Consider the following 15793-nt stretch of genomic DNA (forward strand, 5'->3'; position numbering starts at 1 on the left):
CCGTCGATGGTGGCCGCGGTCCCGCCCACCGGGAAGGCTGCATTGACCAGGCCGAAGCCCTGCCGCACGGTGGGAGCATGACAGTTGCTGCGTTGGATCCGTTCAGTCCAGTGCAACTGGGGCCGGTGACACTACGCAACCGGGTGATCAAGGCCGCGACATCGGAGGGCCGCTCACCGCAGGGCCTGGTGACCGACGACTTGATCGACTTCCACGTCGGATTTGCGCGCGGCGGAGTCGGTTTGACCACCGTCGCGTACTGCTGTGTCTCGCCGGAGGCGGCCAGCGCCCCGGGACAGATCGTGATGAGCGCGTCAGCGCTGCCGGGATTGCGACGATTGACGGACGCGGTGCACGCTTCGGGAGCAGCGATCTCGGCCCAGCTGGGTCATGCCGGGGTGGTCGCCCACAAGAGGCTCACCGGTGTCACCCCGATGGCGCCGAGCAAGTTCATCAATCCTGCGTCCATGGCGTATTGCCGCGAGATCACCCGGAGCGAGATCGCCGCGGTGATCGATCAATTCGGCGACGCCGCGCAGATCGCGATCGACGCCGGTTTCGACGCGGTCGAGCTGCATTTCGGACATCTGTATCTGCCGAGCTCATTTCTGAGTCCGCTGATCAACCGCCGCAAGGACGATTACGGCGGTGATATCGACAACCGATCCCGATTTGTCCGCGAAATCGCGCAGCGAGTCCGCGATGTGGTGGGGGACCGGATCGCGGTGATTGCCAAGTTGGATATGGACGACGGCTTGCCGGGCAGCATCTGGATTGATGAATCATTGCGCACTGCAGCGCTTCTGGATGCCGACGCGACCCTCGACGCACTTGAATTGACGCAGGGTTCTTCGGTGTTCAAGCCGATGTATCTGTTCCGCGGCGACGTTCCGGTCAAGGAGTTTGCGAAGGTGATGCCGCCGGCGATGCGACTGCCGCTTCGGGTGATGGGGAAGTGGGCGATGGGTACCTACCCCTATGAGGATCTGTACATGCTGGCGGCGGCGCGTCAATTCGTGCCGGCAGTTCACAACACGAAACTGATACTGCTCGGCGGTATCACCAACCGCGATCACCTGGATACGGCCGCTGCCGAAGGTTTTGATTTCATGGCGATGGGCCGGGCGCTGTTGCGGGAACCCGGCCTGGTCAACGCGATGAAGTCAGACCCTGGCGTACGCAGTCGGTGTACGCACAACAACAAATGCATGGTCACGGTGTTCGGACGCACCCACTGCGTGCTCGATCCCGAGCAGCGCTACGGCCCGGTTACGGCGCTTGAGGTGCCGGGTGAACCGAAAACAGTTGTGCCACTGCACCGCTGACGTCAGCGCGGGCTTGCTGGGCTAGATCCAGCATGGGCATCGTGAAGAATCCGTGCACGCCGCCCTGATAGGACAGCCGGGTCACCGCCACGTCGGCTGTCGCAAGCGCGTCGGCATAGGCGGCGCATTCGTCACGCAGCGGATCGTGCCCGGCGAGGACGACCACCGCCGGCGGTAGCCCATGCAGGTCGGCAGTCAGCGGTGAGGCGTACGGGTTGTGCCGGTCGGTAGCGGCGGGCACGTACTGATCCCAGTACCACTGCAGCGCCGGTTTCGGGTTGTAGTAGCCCTGGCCGAACAATCGGTAGGACTCGGTGTCGAAATCGGCCGCGATCACCGGATACACCAGCAGCTGCCCGATCAACTGCGGGCCGCTGCGATCGCGCGCCATCAGCGCGGTGACGGCGGCCAGGTTGCCCCCGGCGCTGTCACCGCCCACCACGATCCGGTCCGTGTCGACGCCCAGTGCGTCCCCATTGTCGGCGACCCACTGTGTAGCCGCATAAAGATCCTCAGCGCCGGCAGGCCACGGGTTCTCCGGGGCCAATCGATAGTCAACCGAAACAACGACAGCACCAATGCGATTTGCCAGATTGCGGCACAGACCATCGTGGGTGTCCAGATCGCAGAACACGAACCCGCCGCCGTGGGCGTACACCACGACCGGCAGCACAGCGGCATCGCTGGACGGGCGGTAGATCCGGACCACGATGTCTCCGCCTGGTCCGGGAATTGAGGTATCGGTGACCGCTGCGAGCGGCTCCGGGTCGGTGCTCGGCGCGAACCGGGACCGGATCGCCGCCCGGGCCTGAGCCCCGGACATGGTGTGTACTGGCGGGAAACCGCCGTCCAAAGCACCGATCATGCTCGCGATCTGAGGGTCGAGGCTCACGCGTACTGCGCCGCCGGAACGGGCCGCATTGTGCGCGCCTGCTGCAGCGTCGGTACCACCCGTTGCGGGCCATCCTCGATATCGCGCCAGATTCCCATCGCGGTCATCCGGACGGGAGCGGCCAACCGCTGGTCGAACTTCATCCGGTTCATTGGACCGCACACCGAGACCGCAGCCACTACTTCGCCGGGGCCGCCGATCGGAGCGGCGACACATCCGAAGCCGGTCAGTGATTCTTCGCGGTCAAATGCGACGCCGTGGGCGCGAACCTTGGCCAGTTCCGTCGCCAACTGGGCGGCCGAGGTGATTGAGAAGCGGGTCTTGCGGGCAGCCAGGTCAGTGGTGTGGTGGTCTCCGCCGTAGGCGAGGATCACCTTGCCGACCGCCGCGCAATGCGCCGGTTGGCGGCCGCCCACTCGAGTCGGGATTGCCGCGGCCATCCGGTCACCGACCTTGTCGAGGTACACCACATCGGTGCCGTCGAGAACGGCGAGGTGAACGACCAGCCCGGTGGTGCGGTGCAACTCGAGCAGCAGCGGAGCTGCAGCCTTATGCAGGCGGTCCTGATGTACGGCCAGCGAACCGAGTTCGACCAGACGCATGCCGAGTTCATAGTCACGGCCACTGCGGCGCAACCACCGCAACTGCACCAGCCGATCAAGCATGCGGTGAGCCGAGGAACGCGGCAGGCCCGTGCGACGCACCACCTGGGCCAAGGTCAGGCGGCCCGGCCCCTCGAAAGCGTCGAGCACCAGGGAGATCCGGTCGATGACGGCGCTGGGAGTGGTGGCTTCGACTGGCTGCGACAGTGACGTCATGGGTCCTCCAGGGACTGTGATGCGAGATACATATGACAAATAGTTATATGCGTTTTTGTACCATACATCGAGTGTCCGCAAGCACATGGGCACAAAAATCGTCGTCCGACACACCCCGCGGTGTCGGACGACGAAATGCTGTGGTCGAAAAACGGTCAGCCCTTGGCCGCCTGCCTACCGGCCCGACGGCCGTAGAAGCTGCCGTCACCGAGGGAGACACCACTGGCGTAACCCCAGGCGGCCAGGCCCGCCGTCGATCGGCCTGCAGCGTACAAACCGGGGATCGGTGCGCCGCTGACGTGCAGCACCTCACCGTCCAAGGTGGTCTGGAGCCCGCCAAGGGTGAACCCGCCGGTGCTCTCGCGCAGATCGACCGCACCGACCGGGGAGCCGATGGGCCGCAGCCATTGCGCCTTCTTGTGCAGCAGTGGGTCCTCCCCGCGCTCGGCGGCGACGTTATAGGCGGCGACGGTGGCCTGCAGGCAGCCCGGCGCCAGCCCGATCTCGGTTTCGAGGTCGGCCACCGACTCGCACACCCAGGTGGGCGGGCGCATCATCAACTGCGGCGAAAGCGATGCCATCGCTGCCTCTTGGGCGTCGCCGTCGATGATGAGGTACGCCGTGTTGTCCTGGTGATACAACGTCAGCTGTCCGACTCGTCCCGGGTAGGTGTCCTCGGCGACGAAGCGCTGGCCGCGGCCGTTGACCAGGATGCCCCGCACCAGTTGCTGGGGGTCGATGAAGATGGCGACCTCGGTGGCGTCCATGTGGGCGAGGTCGGCGCCAAGGGCTTGTGCCATCCGGATGGCCTGGCCGTCGTGCTGCTCTATCGAGGCGGCAGGACGCCCGGCGATCCGCGGTGCGTATTGCGCCACCATGGCCTCGTTGTAGGCGAAGCTGCCCGTCGCGAGCACCACACCGCGTCGTGCCCGGATGGTGAGCTCGGTGCCGTACTGCCGTGCCCGGATCCCGGCGACCCGACCGTCGGACTCGACGATGAGGTTCTGAACCCGAATGTCGTAGATGGCGCGTGCGCCGGCCGCGGTGGCGGTTTCCACCAATGGCTTCATCAACATGTACCCGGCGCTGGATTCGCCCTGCTTCTTGTTCGACATCTGCGGTACGTGGCCGCGGGGCGCCGGGGTGGCGATGGTGTTGAACGGATAGGAGTTCTCACCGCCGCTGTACATCAGGCCCTGATCGCCCATCGGTTCCCAGCCGGGTTCACCGAAAAACTCGGCCTTGAAGGGCACATCGCAGCCGACCAGCCAGTCGAAGTGCTCGACGCTGCCCGCGCAGTAGTCGGCGATCCGCCTCTCGTCGGCGCCCGGGCCCATCGCCGCGTTGAGGAACGCCGCCATGTTGTCGACGGAATCCTCGAAACCACAGGCCTTTTGAAGCGGAGTGCCGCCTCCGAGGTAGATGAAGCCGCCCGCCATGGCGGCGGCACCGCCCCACGAGCCGGTGCGTTCCAGGACGAGAACGTCAGCGCCGGCGCGGGTCGCTTCGACGGCCGCGGCGGCACCGGCCACACCGTAGCCGGCGATTACAACATCGGCCTCGTGATCCCAGGAGGTGATCGACGCGGCGGGAACAGGTACGACGTCGGGTTGCGGCGTCACGGCCGCATCGCGGCAGGCAGGTCGCTCACCCAAGCGTGGCCCCAGTAACTGTCGGCGGTGATTTCCTCAGCCGTGTAATGGTTTTCGTTGACCCGCATGCCTTCGGTGCCGAACTCGATGTCCCAGTCTCCAGGTGCCCTCACGTAGAACGAGACCATTTTGTCGTTGGTGTGGCGGCCCAGTGTCGACGACAGCTGGAACCCGTCGGAGTTGACACGGTCCAACGCCTGCCCGACGGCATCGAGGCTGTCGACTTCCACCATCAGATGGATCAGACCGGGATCGCGGACGGTCATGGCGGGGCAGATCGCCAGGCTGTGGTGGCGTTCGTTGGTCCCAAGGAAGCGCACTCGCACGGGGCCGAACTCGGGCGGCGTCGGCACCCGGAACGCGCCACGTGACACGAAACCGAGGACCTCGGTGTAGAACTCGAAGAGTCCGGGAACGTCCATCGCGGGCAGGACCACGTGTCCCAGCCCTTGGTCGCCGGTGACGAATCGGGCACCGAACGGCGTCACCACGGGGGAGTGATCGAGCACCGCGCCGTGGAAAACCTCCAGCGCGTTGCCGGCCGGATCGTCGAACGCAATGCCCTCCTCGATCCGCCGGGAATCGGCGTCGGCCTGCGTCAGCTGTTTGAACGGGACTCCCGCAGCGTCCAAAGCGGACTTCACGGCTTCCAGGGCGGCGTGGTCGCGGACCTCCCAGCCGACCGTGACGACGCGGTCGGTGTCGGCGGGTACCACGATGATGCGGGCCGCCCGCTCGTCCATCCGCAGATACAGAGCGGACTCCTCGGAGCCGCTGCCTTCAGCGAAACCCAACACGTCGAATGCGAACCGGCGCCACCGCTCGATGTCGGCGGTCTGCACCTTCACATAGCCCAGACTCTTGATGAGACCCATGGATTGCCTAACTGTCGATTGCGGTCGCGGAAAGTGTCAGATCATGGCGCGCAGCGGACCCTGTGGGTCGACGCCGAACGAGCTGAGTGCCGACGCGTGATAGACGGTCCCGGGCACGTGGATCGCGTGCGCCTGACCGGTATGGACATCGCGCCAATACCGTTGCAACGGCTTGTCCATGCGCATGGCGTTGCCACCGGACCGCGCAAAGATCTCGTCGACCGCGGACACCGCGCGGTGTACGGCGCGCACCTGGGTGCGCCGGCCTGCAGCACGGTCCTCGAAGGACACTTCCTTACCCGCATCGACCATGTCATAGATCCGGTCGGCGTTGGCCAGAAGCTCCTGGCGGGCGGCGTTGATGTCCGCGGCGGCCTCGCCGATCGCGTACATGACGTACGGATCGTCTTTGATGGCGACGCCGCTGGAGTTGACCCGCTCCCGCTGATAGTCCAGGTGTGCGCCCAGCGCGCCTTCGGCGATGCCGATCACGGCGGACGAAATGCCCAGCGGGAACATCGTCGACCACGGCATCAGGTAGAGGGTCTCGGTCATCCCGGCTTCGCGCTGAGCCGTGCCGTCCATCACCTTCATTGCGTCCATGGTCCGGTAGGTCGGCACGAAGGCGTCCTTCACGATGACGTCCTTGGAGCCGGTGCCGCGCAGGCCCACCACATTCCACGAGTCCGGCACGATCTCGTAGTCCTTGCGTGGCAGGATCATGTGCAGCATCTGCGGTGGCATCAGCGGCTTGCCGTCGGCGTCGCCGACCATGGCACCGAGGAAGATCCAGTCGCACGCGTCAGTGCCGGAGCTGAACTGCCACCGGCCGTTGAAGATGTACCCGCCGTCGACGGGCCGCGCCACGCCCTGAGGCGCATAGGGGGAGGCGACCCAGGTATCGACATCGTCACCCCACACTTCCTGAGCGACCCGCGGGTCGGCGTAGGCCAGCTGGTAGGGATGTACACCGACCACACCGTTGATCCAGCCGGCAGCCGGGTCCAGCGCGGCGGTCGCCATGACCGTTTCGGCGAACTCCCGAGGATGGACCTCCAAGCCGCCGTGCTTCTTGGGTTGCAGCAGCCGGATGTTGCCGATCGCCTTCATCTGCTTGACGGTGGCGTCGGGCAGCTGTCCCAGTTTCTCTGCTTCCCAGGCCTGTTCGCGTAGTTGGTCGGCAATCTCGTTGATTCTGTCGAGTACCCGCTCGCTCATGTGGATGTCCTAACGTGTGGGGGCTGTAGTGATGGTGTACCGCAGTCATGCGGGTCACCGGAGCTGATCCCACACAGCGGACCGAATTCGGGGATAGCTGCCGCGTGCCCAGGCGTATCAGAACTCGATGTGGACATCGTCACTGACCGGCCGAGCCTGGCACCCCAGAATGAGGCCATCGGCCAAGTCGTCGGGTTCGAGAATGTCGCACTGCGCCATCTCCACCCGCCCGGATATGACGGTCGCGACGCACGAACCACAGTGGCCTTCGCGGCAGGAATGTGGCACGTGAATTCCCGCGTCCAGCATGACGTCCACCAACGTCTGGTCCCGGGGCCACGCCAGCCGATGCTGGGCTCCGTCCAGGTCCACCGTCGCCGCGGCATCGGTGGTGGAGTCGAGGCGTTCGACTTCTGACATGGCCCATAGTGTTGTCGGGAGGCGTCGCGAGCCGGTGACCCCTGCCCAGTGGCCGGGATGCTTCACCCCCGGCGTCCAGTCACTGGGAGACGGCACGGGCGGCCGTCAGGTGTCCACCTACCGTGACCGATGTGAATATTGCGGCCGACCATCATGTCGAACCGGAACTGGACGCGGTGGTTGTCGGGGCAGGCTTTGCCGGCCTGTACGCCCTCCACAAATTGCGTTCCCAGGGGCGATCCGTACGGGTGTTCGAGGCTGCCCCAGATGTCGGCGGAACCTGGTACCACAATCGGTACCCGGGGGCGCGCTGCGACGTCGAAAGCGTCGACTACAGCTACTCATTCTCCACCGAGCTTGAGCAGCAGTGGAACTGGACCGAGAAGTACGCCACCCAGCCCGAGATCCTGAACTATCTCAATTGGGTTGCCGACAAACTCGACCTGCGGCGCGACGTCACCTTCAACACCAGGGTGGTCTCGGCCGTACTGGACGAGACCACGCTGCGTTGGACGGTCACCACCGACACCGGCGAAGTCGTCAGCGCCCGGTTCTGTCTGATGGCCACCGGTCCACTGTCGGCTGCGATGACACCGCGCTTCGCCGGGCTGGACAGCTTCGCCGGGCAGATTTACCACACCGCACACTGGCCCCATACCCCCGTCGATTTCACCGGTAAGCGCGTGGGTGTGATCGGTACCGGCTCCTCGGGTATCCAGTCCATTCCGATCATCGCCGAGCAGGCCACGCAGCTCTACGTGTTCCAGCGCACTCCGAACTACAGTGTCCCCGCGGGAAACAAGCCGCTGAGCGCCGACGAGCTCGCGGAGATCAAGGCCAATTACGCCGAGCGCCGTCGCCTGTCTTGGCGCAGCGGTGGTGGTTCGCCGCATATCGCGCACCCGAAGATGACCATGGAGGTTTCACCCGAGGAGCGCCGCGCTCAGTTCGAGAAGCGTTGGCAGCTCGGCGGTGTGCTGTTCTCCAAGACCTTCCCCGATCAGATGATCGATCCGGCTGCCAACGAGGAGGCCCGCGCCTTCTACGAGGAGAAGATCCGCGCCGTCATCGATGATCCCGAGGTGGCCGAGATGCTGATCCCATCCGACCATCCGATCGGGACCAAGCGAATCTGCACCGACACCAACTATTTTCAGACGTTCAACCGGCCCAACGTAAAGCTGGTCAGCGTTCGCGAAACTCCAATCGAGTCGGTTGATCCGACCGGGATCAATACCAGCGGTGCGCACTACGTCCTCGACATCATCGTGCTGGCAACGGGATTCGACGCGATGACGGGGACGCTGGCCAAGATCGACATCGTCGGCCGCGGCGGACAGCAGCTGCGTGAGGACTGGGAGCACGGCCCCCGGACCTATCTCGGGCTTGGTGTGGACGGATTCCCCAACCTGTTTCTGATCTCCGGGCCCGGGGCGCCCGCGGTGTTGGCCAACATGGTGCTCCATGCCGAAGCGCACGTGAACTGGATCGCCGCCGCCATGGACTATCTCGACGAACACGATTACGACGCCATTGAAGCCACTCCGGAAGCAGTCGACAACTGGATCGCCGAATGCGCCCAGCGCGCCGAGTCCACCCTGTTCACCCAGGCCAACTCCTGGTACATGGGCGCCAACGTGCCCGGCAAGGCACGGGTCTTCATGCTGTTCATCGGAGGGTTCGCCGTCTACAACGACATCTGTGCGGAGGTCGCTGACGCCGGATACAAAGGATTTACGGTGATCAAGGCGTCGTGATGTCGGGATTGCTGAACAAGGTGGTGGTGGTCACCGGGGCGGCCCGGGGGACCGGACGCGCGCATTGTGAGCGGTTCGCCGACGAGGGCGCCGACGTGATCGCCTTGGACGTCCCCGCTGTTGCAGACGACCTGGACGACACCGCCGCTCGTGTGCGTGACCGGGGCCGGGGGTGCGTGGCCGGGCTCGCCGACGTGCGGGATCTGGGTGCACTCACCGCCGCAGTCGACGCCGGTGTCGCAGCGTTGGGTCGCCTCGACTTCATCGTCGCCAATGCCGGCGTCCACACCGCCGGCGCACCGGCATGGGAGCTGACCGACCAGACCTGGCAGCACACCCTCGATATCAACCTCACCGGAGTCTGGCACACCGTCAAGGCCGCGGTGCCACACCTCGGACCCGACGGCGGTTCGATTATTATCATCAGCTCCACCAACGGTTTACGCGGCACCGTCAACACTGCGCACTACACCGCGAGCAAGCACGCAGTGGTCGGCCTCGCGCGGACTCTCGCCAACGAGCTTGGTCCGAAACGGATCCGGGTGAACACCGTGCACCCCGGCGCCGTCGGCACCGCGACCCTGCTCAATGAGGCGACCTTCAAACGGTTATGCCCCGACCTGACCAGCCCGACCGCCGAGGACGCCGCGCAGGTACTCGCCGCGCGCAACCTGCTGCCGGTGCCATGGGTGGAGCCGGCGGACGTCGCGAATGCGGTGGTGTTCCTGGCTTCCGATGCGGCGCGCTACATCACCGGCACTCAACTTGTCGTCGACGCCGGATTGACCCAGAAGACATGACTGCCGGACGGCTGGCGGGCAAGGTCGCGCTGATCAGCGCGGTCGACCTTTGCGGCCCAGCGTACGGTTCTCGCGCCGTGGTCGACAATGCCCGATGCCGCACCCTCGTGAATCTGCCTGAATAGCATGCGAATCGGCTTGTCGAGCCCGGTGGTGGTGCAGGTTCCTGGCGTCGCCTCGGAGTGGGAACGCAGCGCGTCGGTCGAGGACCTGGCCCGGATCGCGCAAGCTGCAGACCAGTTCGGGTTCGAGTTCCTGACGTGCTCCGAACATGTCGCAATCCCCAGCGCCGAGGCCGACACCCGCGGCGCCGTGTATTGGGATCCGCTGGCGACCCTCGGGTTCCTTGCCGCGCGCACGACGCGCATCCGGCTGGCTACCGCGGTGCTTGTACTCGGCTATCACCACCCGCTGGAGATCGCCAAGCAGTACGGAACACTGGACCGGGTGAGTGCCGGAAGGCTGGTGCTGGGTGTCGGAATTGGTTCTCTCGTCGAGGAGTTCGAGCTTCTCGGGGCACCGTTCGACCGCCGCGGTGCTCGCGCCGACGACGCACTGCGCGGACTCCGGGCGGCACTGTCGACCGAGTCGCCAGCCTACGACGGACCGTTCTACTCCTTCTCGGACATGACGGTTGTGCCGCACGCTGTGCAGCCGCGGGTCCCGATCTGGGTGGGCGGCCGATCTATTCAGTCGCTGCGCCGCGCGGTTCGACTCGCCGAAGGCTGGATGCCATTCGGACTCGGCTCAGCCCAGATCGAGCAGCTGCTCACCGAAATCGAGATCCCGCCCGGGTTCGAAGTGGTCCTCGGTAGTGGACAGCCGCTCGACCCGCAAGGGAATCCAGGCGGGGCCCGTCAGCGGCTGCTGGAACTGAATGCTGCCGGTGCGACGGTGATCAGCTGCACCGTCGCTGCGCGTTCGGCCGAGCACTATTGTGCTCAACTCCGCCTCCTGAAAGACATGGCCGACACCATCAACTGAGAGGCACTTATGACCATCGACCTCACCGCGCTGGAGGCTCGGCTGCGACAACTCGAGGACGAACGCGATATCGGTCGGCTCATCGCTTCCTACGGACCGCTCGTCGATTCCGCCGATGCCGATGGTGTGGCGGCGCTGTGGGATGCCGATGGCAGCTATGACGTCGAGGGTTGGCGGATGAACTCCAGTGCTGACGTACACGCCATGGTCAGCTCGCCGTCGCATCGCGAGTTGGTGGCCGCCGGCTGCTGCCACTTCCTTGGCCCTACCGTGGTCACCGTGACCGGCGACTCCGCGGTGGCAGTATGCGAATCCCTGGTACTGCTGCGTAGCCGCCACGACTCACCGGACAGGGTGGATGGCGAAGCCTGGCGCAGCGCGCCCCGTGATTACGGTGTATGGCGCGCCACCGCAAACCATTTTGTGCTGCACCGCCGCGACGGGAAGTGGCGAATCGCCGTCCGTACCAGCCGTCTGCTCAACGGGAACCCCGGAGCGCACACGCTATTGACAGCGGGCGTTGCCGGTCGATCGATTTCGGGGGCCCAGTAATGGTGACGGACTCCCGATTGGTGTTCTTCTCCTTTGTGGCACTGGATAACCCAAGTGCGAAGGACCACCGACGTTATAACGAATGGCATCAACTCGATCATCGTCCGGAGAATCTGGCACTGCCGGGAGTTGCGTGGGGTGACCGTTGGGCACGCACCGCGGAGTGCCGCGCGGCATCGGTATCGGAGCCCGAACAGTCCGACACCGACTACGTGGCCATGTACTGGTTCCGGGAACCAGCCGGCGCTTCGGTCCGCGAGTGGGAGCAATTGGGGGCGGACTCGTTCCAATGGGGTCGCGGTCCGATGATCCCGGGCGTTCGACGCACCCTGCTGGCGTTCTTCCGGCCGGTGAAGGGCTACGCGGCCAACTCGTCGCTGGTCTCGGCCGGAGTCATCCCGTACCGGCCTAACCGCGGGATACAGGTTACGGTAACCAGATTCGCCGATCCGCTGGGCGGCGGCACTCACGGCCACCACCAATGGGAAGATCGAGCGTTGATCCCGGCGCTGTTGGAGGTGCCCGGCGTGGCCGGCGCCTGGACGTTCGCGCTGGACCACCATCAGGACAACGGTCTGGGACTGCGCTCGGTGGAGGCAGCGGAGCATCGCGGTGGCCTGCGCGTGCGGATCCTGTATCTCGACGACGATCCCATCACCACCACCGCTCGGGTATACGAGAAGACCGACGAAGTCACGCGGCTACTCGACGAGTCTTCCGTGGCGGCCGCCGAGCTGGTCTTCAGCTCGCCGCTTCGCACGATCATTCCGTGGCAAGACTGGTAGCAGAGGAGAGAAAACGACATGGGCACCTACGCAGTCACCGGGTCAGCGTCCGGAATGGGACGACAGGCCGCGGACAAGTTGTGCGCCGCCGGGCACACCGTGATCGGGCTGGACCGGCACGAGGCCGAGGTGTGCGCCGATCTGTCGACCGGACAGGGGCGGCAAAGCGCCGCCGAGGCGGTCCTGGTCGCGGCCAAAGGACGGCTTGACGGCGCGGTGCTCGCTGCCGGCGTCGGTCCCGCCCCTGGCCCCGACAGCCCGAGACGCATCTTGGAGGTCAACTACTCCGGGGTGGTCGACTTGCTGACAGCCTGGCGGCCGGCGCTTGCCGCCGCCGGTCGCGCCAAAGTGGTGGTGGTATCGAGTAACTCGACGACCACCGTGCCGATGGTGCCAAAGCGGGCTATTCGGGCGCTGCTGGCGGGGGAGCCGGATAGGGCGGCCGCTTCAGTGAAGATCTTCCGCAGCGGCGCCCCCGCGATGGCCTATGCGGCTTCGAAGATCGCGGTTTCCCGCTGGGTGCGCCGACAGGCCGTGACACCGGACTGGGCTGGGGCCGGGATCCGGCTCAATGCGCTTGCCCCGGGCGCAATCCTGACACCGTTGCTGCAACGGCAGCTCGCCACCCCGCGGGAAGCGAAGGCCATCCGTTCTTTCCCCGTGCCGGTCGGCGGGTACGGGGACGCCGGGCACCTTGCGGACTGGATGGTCTTCATGCTCTCGGACGCCGCGGACTTCCTCTGCGGCAGCGTAGTTTTCGTCGACGGCGGGTCAGACGCCTACTTGCGGGCCGACCACTGGCCCGTCCGGGTGCCGATCTTGGGGCTACCGCGTTACGGGTACCGGTTCGCCCGCCACCGGCGAATTCTGGCTAGCCACTCGGCTTAGGCGCGGGTCAGGAAGGCCAAGACTGCACTTTCGAACGCCGCCTTGGCTTCGATCATCGCCCAGTGCCCGCAATTGGGGAACACATGCAGTTCCGCGTTCGGGATCGTGCGCATCGGGATCAGGGCCATATCCAGTGGACTCACTCGATCATCGCGTCCCCACGTCAGTAGGGTCGGGGCCGCCACCTTGTGCATCTGCGCCCACGGCATCGGCACGTCGGCTGTCCTCATCATTTCCATCATCGCCGCGAACGCCACCCTGCCGTACATGCGTCGCGCCGCCGCAAGCGTCTCCGGGTCGGTGGCCAGCGCCCACCGTTCCTCGATCAGCTCGTCGGTGACGATCGCCTGATCGAACACCATGGAGTTCAGCCAGCCGACCAGCCGCTGCCGGGTGGGGTCCTCGGTGAATTCCTGCAGGAGCCGGATGCCCTCGCTAGGGCCGGGACTGAAGATGTTGGTACCGATGCCACCGATCGTCACCAGGCGCCCGACACGGTCGGGATGGTGAATGGCGGTGTTGATGCCCACTCCGCCACCCATCGAGTTGCCGACGATGTCGACCCGTTGCACTCCGAGTGCGTCGAGGAACGGTGCCACCACACCTTGCGCAGTGACCATCGGGTGCCCGCCGAAGTCGTCGCTGACGCCGAAACCGGGAAACTCCAGAATCAGGCACCGGAATTTCGTGGCGAATGCCGGCAGGATCCCGCGGAAATTGCGCCAACCGGTCACCCCGGGGCCGGAGCCGTGCAGGAACAGCAGCGGTGCTCCGTCCCCGACGTCGTAATAGCGCAACGTTCCTGACGATGTGACGACCTCCCGCAGGTCGCCGGCGGTGCTGTCCAGGGTGGTCAGTTCGGACACGTCAGACATTGATCCTCCGTCTAATCGGCTCGGGTGATCGTCAGGCTTCCACAGACCGCCGTACGCAGGTGGAGCCATCCCAGTCACCGGGTCGATGCGCCCGAACTGAGCGACTACCTCGAGACGATGTCCCGGTAGGTGGGACGGCCCCGTGTGCCGTAGCTCACTGTGCTGCCACTCTTGCGCGTCGAGACACAGCCGTCCGCACCCGGACGCCCCCGACAAGAGAGGAGCGGCGATGATTCGCGGACGCATCGACGCCCCGATGTCGGCGATTGGTGGCCTGTTTTCGATGTCGGCGGATGCGGTGAAGTTCATCTTTGTGCGGCCGTTTCAGTGGCGGGAGTTTCTGGATCAGTCGTCCGATGTCGGCGATTGGTGGCCTGTTTTCGATGTCGGCGGATGCGGTGAAGTTCATCTTTGTGCGGCCGTTTCAGTGGCGGGAGTTTCTGGATCAGTCGTGGTTTGTTGCTCGGGTGTCGTTGGCTCCGACGTTGTTGGTGGCGATTCCGTTCACGGTGTTGATCAGCTTTACGTTGAATATTCTGCTGCGTGAACTGGGTGCGGCTGATTTGTCTGGTGCTGGTGCGGCGTTCGGGGCGGTGACCCAGGTCGGTCCGTTGGTGACGGTGCTTATCGTTGCTGGAGCTGGTGCGACGGCGATGTGCGCTGATCTGGGGTCGCGGACCATTCGCGAGGAGATCGACGCGATGGAGGTGTTGGGTATCAACCCGGTGCAGCGGTTGGTGACGCCGCGGATGTTGGCGTCGGGGTTGGTGGCGTTGCTGCTTAACAGTTTGGTCTGCATTATCGGGATCTTGGGGGGGTATCTGTTTTCGGTGTTTGTCCAGGATGTGAATCCGGGTGCTTTTGCTGCGGGGATCACTTTGTTGACTGGGGTGCCGGAGTTGATCATCTCGTGTGTCAAGGCTGCGTTGTTCGGTCTGATTGCGGGTCTGGTCGCCTGTTATCGGGGGTTGACGATTAGNGGTGGTGGGGCGAAGGCGGTGGGTAACGCGGTCAACGAAACGGTGGTGTATGCGTTTATGGCGTTGTTCGTCGTCAATGTGGTGGTCACGGCCATTGGTATCCAGATGACGGCCAAATGAGGAGCGACTCGTGACGTTCCGGGCTGCGTACCCGCGGTTGGCCCGGGGGGTCGATAAGCCGGTGTCGGCGTTGGGCGTCATTGGTGATCATGTGGTGTTCTACGGCAAGGCGTTGGCGGCGACGCCGTTTGCGGCTACGCATTATCGGCGTGAGGTGATCCGGTTGATCGCTGAGATTTCGATGGGGGCGGGCACGCTGGCGATGATCGGCGGGACTGTGGTGATCGTGGGTTTTTTGACTCTGGCCACCGGTGGTGTGCTGGCGATTCAGGGGTATAGCTCGCTGGGCAATATTGGTATCGAGGCCTTGACGGGGTTTTTGGCGGCGTTCATCAATGTGCGGATTTCGGCGCCGATCGTGGCGGGGATTGGGTTGGCGGCCACTTTTGGTGCGGGGGTGACCGCGCAGTTGGGGGCGATGCGGATCAACGAGGAGATCGACGCGTTGGAATCGATGGGTATCCGCCCGGTCGAATACCTGGTGTCGACCCGGATCGTGGCCGGCATGATCGCGATTACCCCGTTGTATTCGATCGCGGTGATCCTGTCGTTTCTGGCCAGCCAGTTCACCACGGTGGTGTTGTTGGGGCAGTCCGGTGGGCTCTACGAGCATTACTTCAATACGTTCTTGAACCCGATCGACTTGTTGTGGTCGTTTTTGCAGGCCGTTCTGATGGCGTTGGCGATCTTGTTGATCCATACCTATTACGGGTATTTCGCGACCGGCGGTCCGTCGGGTGTCGGGGTGGCGGTCGGTAACGCGGTGCGCACGTCGCTGATTGTCGTGGTCTCGGTGACCCTGCTGATCTCACTGGCCGTATACGGCGCCAACGGCAACTTCAACCTGTCGGG

The 15793-nt window shown here is 64.9% G+C and carries 16 protein-coding genes; 9 read left to right on the forward strand and 7 right to left on the reverse strand.

The genetic code is table 11. The features are described from left to right. Nucleotides 1-77 precede the first annotated feature (77 nt). Nucleotides 78-1325: an NADH:flavin oxidoreductase gene (locus tag H7J73_RS26615; RefSeq protein WP_264070782.1), complete on the forward strand. Its 1248-nt coding sequence runs from the start codon at nucleotides 78-80 to the stop codon at nucleotides 1323-1325. On the opposite strand, the gene lipP1 is transcribed toward H7J73_RS26615, so the two are convergent. The 6 genes from lipP1 to H7J73_RS26645 all read right to left on the reverse strand — a co-directional run bounded on the left by lipP1 (nucleotide 1270) and on the right by H7J73_RS26645 (nucleotide 7200). Next, the gene (gene lipP1, locus H7J73_RS26620; RefSeq protein ID WP_264070783.1) at nucleotides 1270-2217 is read right to left on the reverse strand and encodes a LipP1 family hormone-sensitive lipase; all 948 of its coding nucleotides are present in this window, start codon (nucleotides 2215-2217) and stop codon (nucleotides 1270-1272) included. The genes H7J73_RS26615 and lipP1 overlap by 56 nt on opposite strands. After that, nucleotides 2214-3035: an IclR family transcriptional regulator gene (locus tag H7J73_RS26625; RefSeq protein ID WP_264070784.1), complete on the reverse strand. Its 822-nt coding sequence runs from the start codon at nucleotides 3033-3035 to the stop codon at nucleotides 2214-2216. The genes lipP1 and H7J73_RS26625 overlap by 4 nt, the downstream gene beginning before the upstream one ends. A gap of 155 nt (nucleotides 3036-3190) precedes the next feature. After that, entirely contained in the window at nucleotides 3191-4657 is a 1467-nt protein-coding gene (locus H7J73_RS26630; protein WP_264070785.1) for an FAD-dependent oxidoreductase, read from the reverse strand. After that, nucleotides 4654-5562 (reverse strand): biphenyl-2,3-diol 1,2-dioxygenase, encoded by a 909-nt coding sequence (bphC, locus tag H7J73_RS26635; protein WP_264070786.1) that lies wholly within the window; start codon nucleotides 5560-5562, stop codon nucleotides 4654-4656. The genes H7J73_RS26630 and bphC overlap by 4 nt, the downstream gene beginning before the upstream one ends. A 36-nt stretch (nucleotides 5563-5598) precedes the next feature. Further along, a complete protein-coding gene (locus H7J73_RS26640; protein WP_264070787.1) occupies nucleotides 5599-6780 on the reverse strand; it encodes an acyl-CoA dehydrogenase family protein in 1182 nt (393 codons plus the stop codon). A 117-nt stretch (nucleotides 6781-6897) separates the two neighbouring features. Continuing rightward, the gene (locus tag H7J73_RS26645; RefSeq protein ID WP_264070788.1) at nucleotides 6898-7200 is read right to left on the reverse strand and encodes a 2Fe-2S iron-sulfur cluster-binding protein; all 303 of its coding nucleotides are present in this window, start codon (nucleotides 7198-7200) and stop codon (nucleotides 6898-6900) included. A gap of 131 nt (nucleotides 7201-7331) precedes the next feature. Here H7J73_RS26645 and H7J73_RS26650 point away from each other — a divergent pair, with 131 nt between their 5' ends. The 6 genes from H7J73_RS26650 to H7J73_RS26675 all read left to right on the forward strand — a co-directional run bounded on the left by H7J73_RS26650 (nucleotide 7332) and on the right by H7J73_RS26675 (nucleotide 12966). Then, a complete protein-coding gene (locus H7J73_RS26650; protein WP_264070801.1) occupies nucleotides 7332-8957 on the forward strand; it encodes a flavin-containing monooxygenase in 1626 nt (541 codons plus the stop codon). Further along, nucleotides 8957-9757 carry a mycofactocin-coupled SDR family oxidoreductase gene (locus H7J73_RS26655; protein WP_264070789.1) on the forward strand — a complete coding sequence of 267 codons (801 nt, stop codon included), beginning with the start codon at nucleotides 8957-8959 and terminating at the stop codon, nucleotides 9755-9757. Before H7J73_RS26650 ends, H7J73_RS26655 begins: the two co-directional genes overlap by 1 nt. 126 nt (nucleotides 9758-9883) lie before the next feature. Beyond that, nucleotides 9884-10741 carry an LLM class F420-dependent oxidoreductase gene (locus H7J73_RS26660; protein WP_264070790.1) on the forward strand — a complete coding sequence of 286 codons (858 nt, stop codon included), beginning with the start codon at nucleotides 9884-9886 and terminating at the stop codon, nucleotides 10739-10741. Between the two features lie 9 nt (nucleotides 10742-10750). Then, nucleotides 10751-11293 carry a nuclear transport factor 2 family protein gene (locus H7J73_RS26665; RefSeq protein WP_264070791.1) on the forward strand — a complete coding sequence of 181 codons (543 nt, stop codon included), beginning with the start codon at nucleotides 10751-10753 and terminating at the stop codon, nucleotides 11291-11293. Then, nucleotides 11293-12078, forward strand: a complete 786-nt coding sequence (locus H7J73_RS26670) for a hypothetical protein (protein WP_264070792.1) — start codon at nucleotides 11293-11295, stop codon at nucleotides 12076-12078. Before H7J73_RS26665 ends, H7J73_RS26670 begins: the two co-directional genes overlap by 1 nt. A gap of 18 nt (nucleotides 12079-12096) precedes the next feature. Next, on the forward strand, nucleotides 12097-12966 hold the full coding sequence (locus tag H7J73_RS26675) for an SDR family oxidoreductase (protein ID WP_264070793.1): 870 nt from the start codon (nucleotides 12097-12099) through the stop codon (nucleotides 12964-12966). On the opposite strand, the gene H7J73_RS26680 is transcribed toward H7J73_RS26675, so the two are convergent. Continuing rightward, nucleotides 12963-13841: an alpha/beta fold hydrolase gene (locus H7J73_RS26680; protein WP_264070794.1), complete on the reverse strand. Its 879-nt coding sequence runs from the start codon at nucleotides 13839-13841 to the stop codon at nucleotides 12963-12965. The two genes, H7J73_RS26675 and H7J73_RS26680, sit on opposite strands and share 4 nt — an antisense overlap. 356 nt (nucleotides 13842-14197) lie before the next feature. Here H7J73_RS26680 and H7J73_RS26685 point away from each other — a divergent pair, with 356 nt between their 5' ends. Together H7J73_RS26685 and H7J73_RS26690 are read left to right on the forward strand one after the other, a co-directional pair. After that, nucleotides 14198-14941 carry an MlaE family ABC transporter permease gene (locus H7J73_RS26685; protein WP_264070796.1) on the forward strand — a complete coding sequence of 248 codons (744 nt, stop codon included), beginning with the start codon at nucleotides 14198-14200 and terminating at the stop codon, nucleotides 14939-14941. A 10-nt stretch (nucleotides 14942-14951) separates the two neighbouring features. Continuing rightward, on the forward strand, nucleotides 14952-15793 hold an 842-nt coding region (locus H7J73_RS26690; RefSeq protein WP_264070797.1), incomplete at its 3' end, for an ABC transporter permease.

Source organism: Mycolicibacterium komossense (assembly GCF_025822605.1).
Taxonomy (GTDB): domain Bacteria; phylum Actinomycetota; class Actinomycetes; order Mycobacteriales; family Mycobacteriaceae; genus Mycobacterium; species Mycobacterium komossense.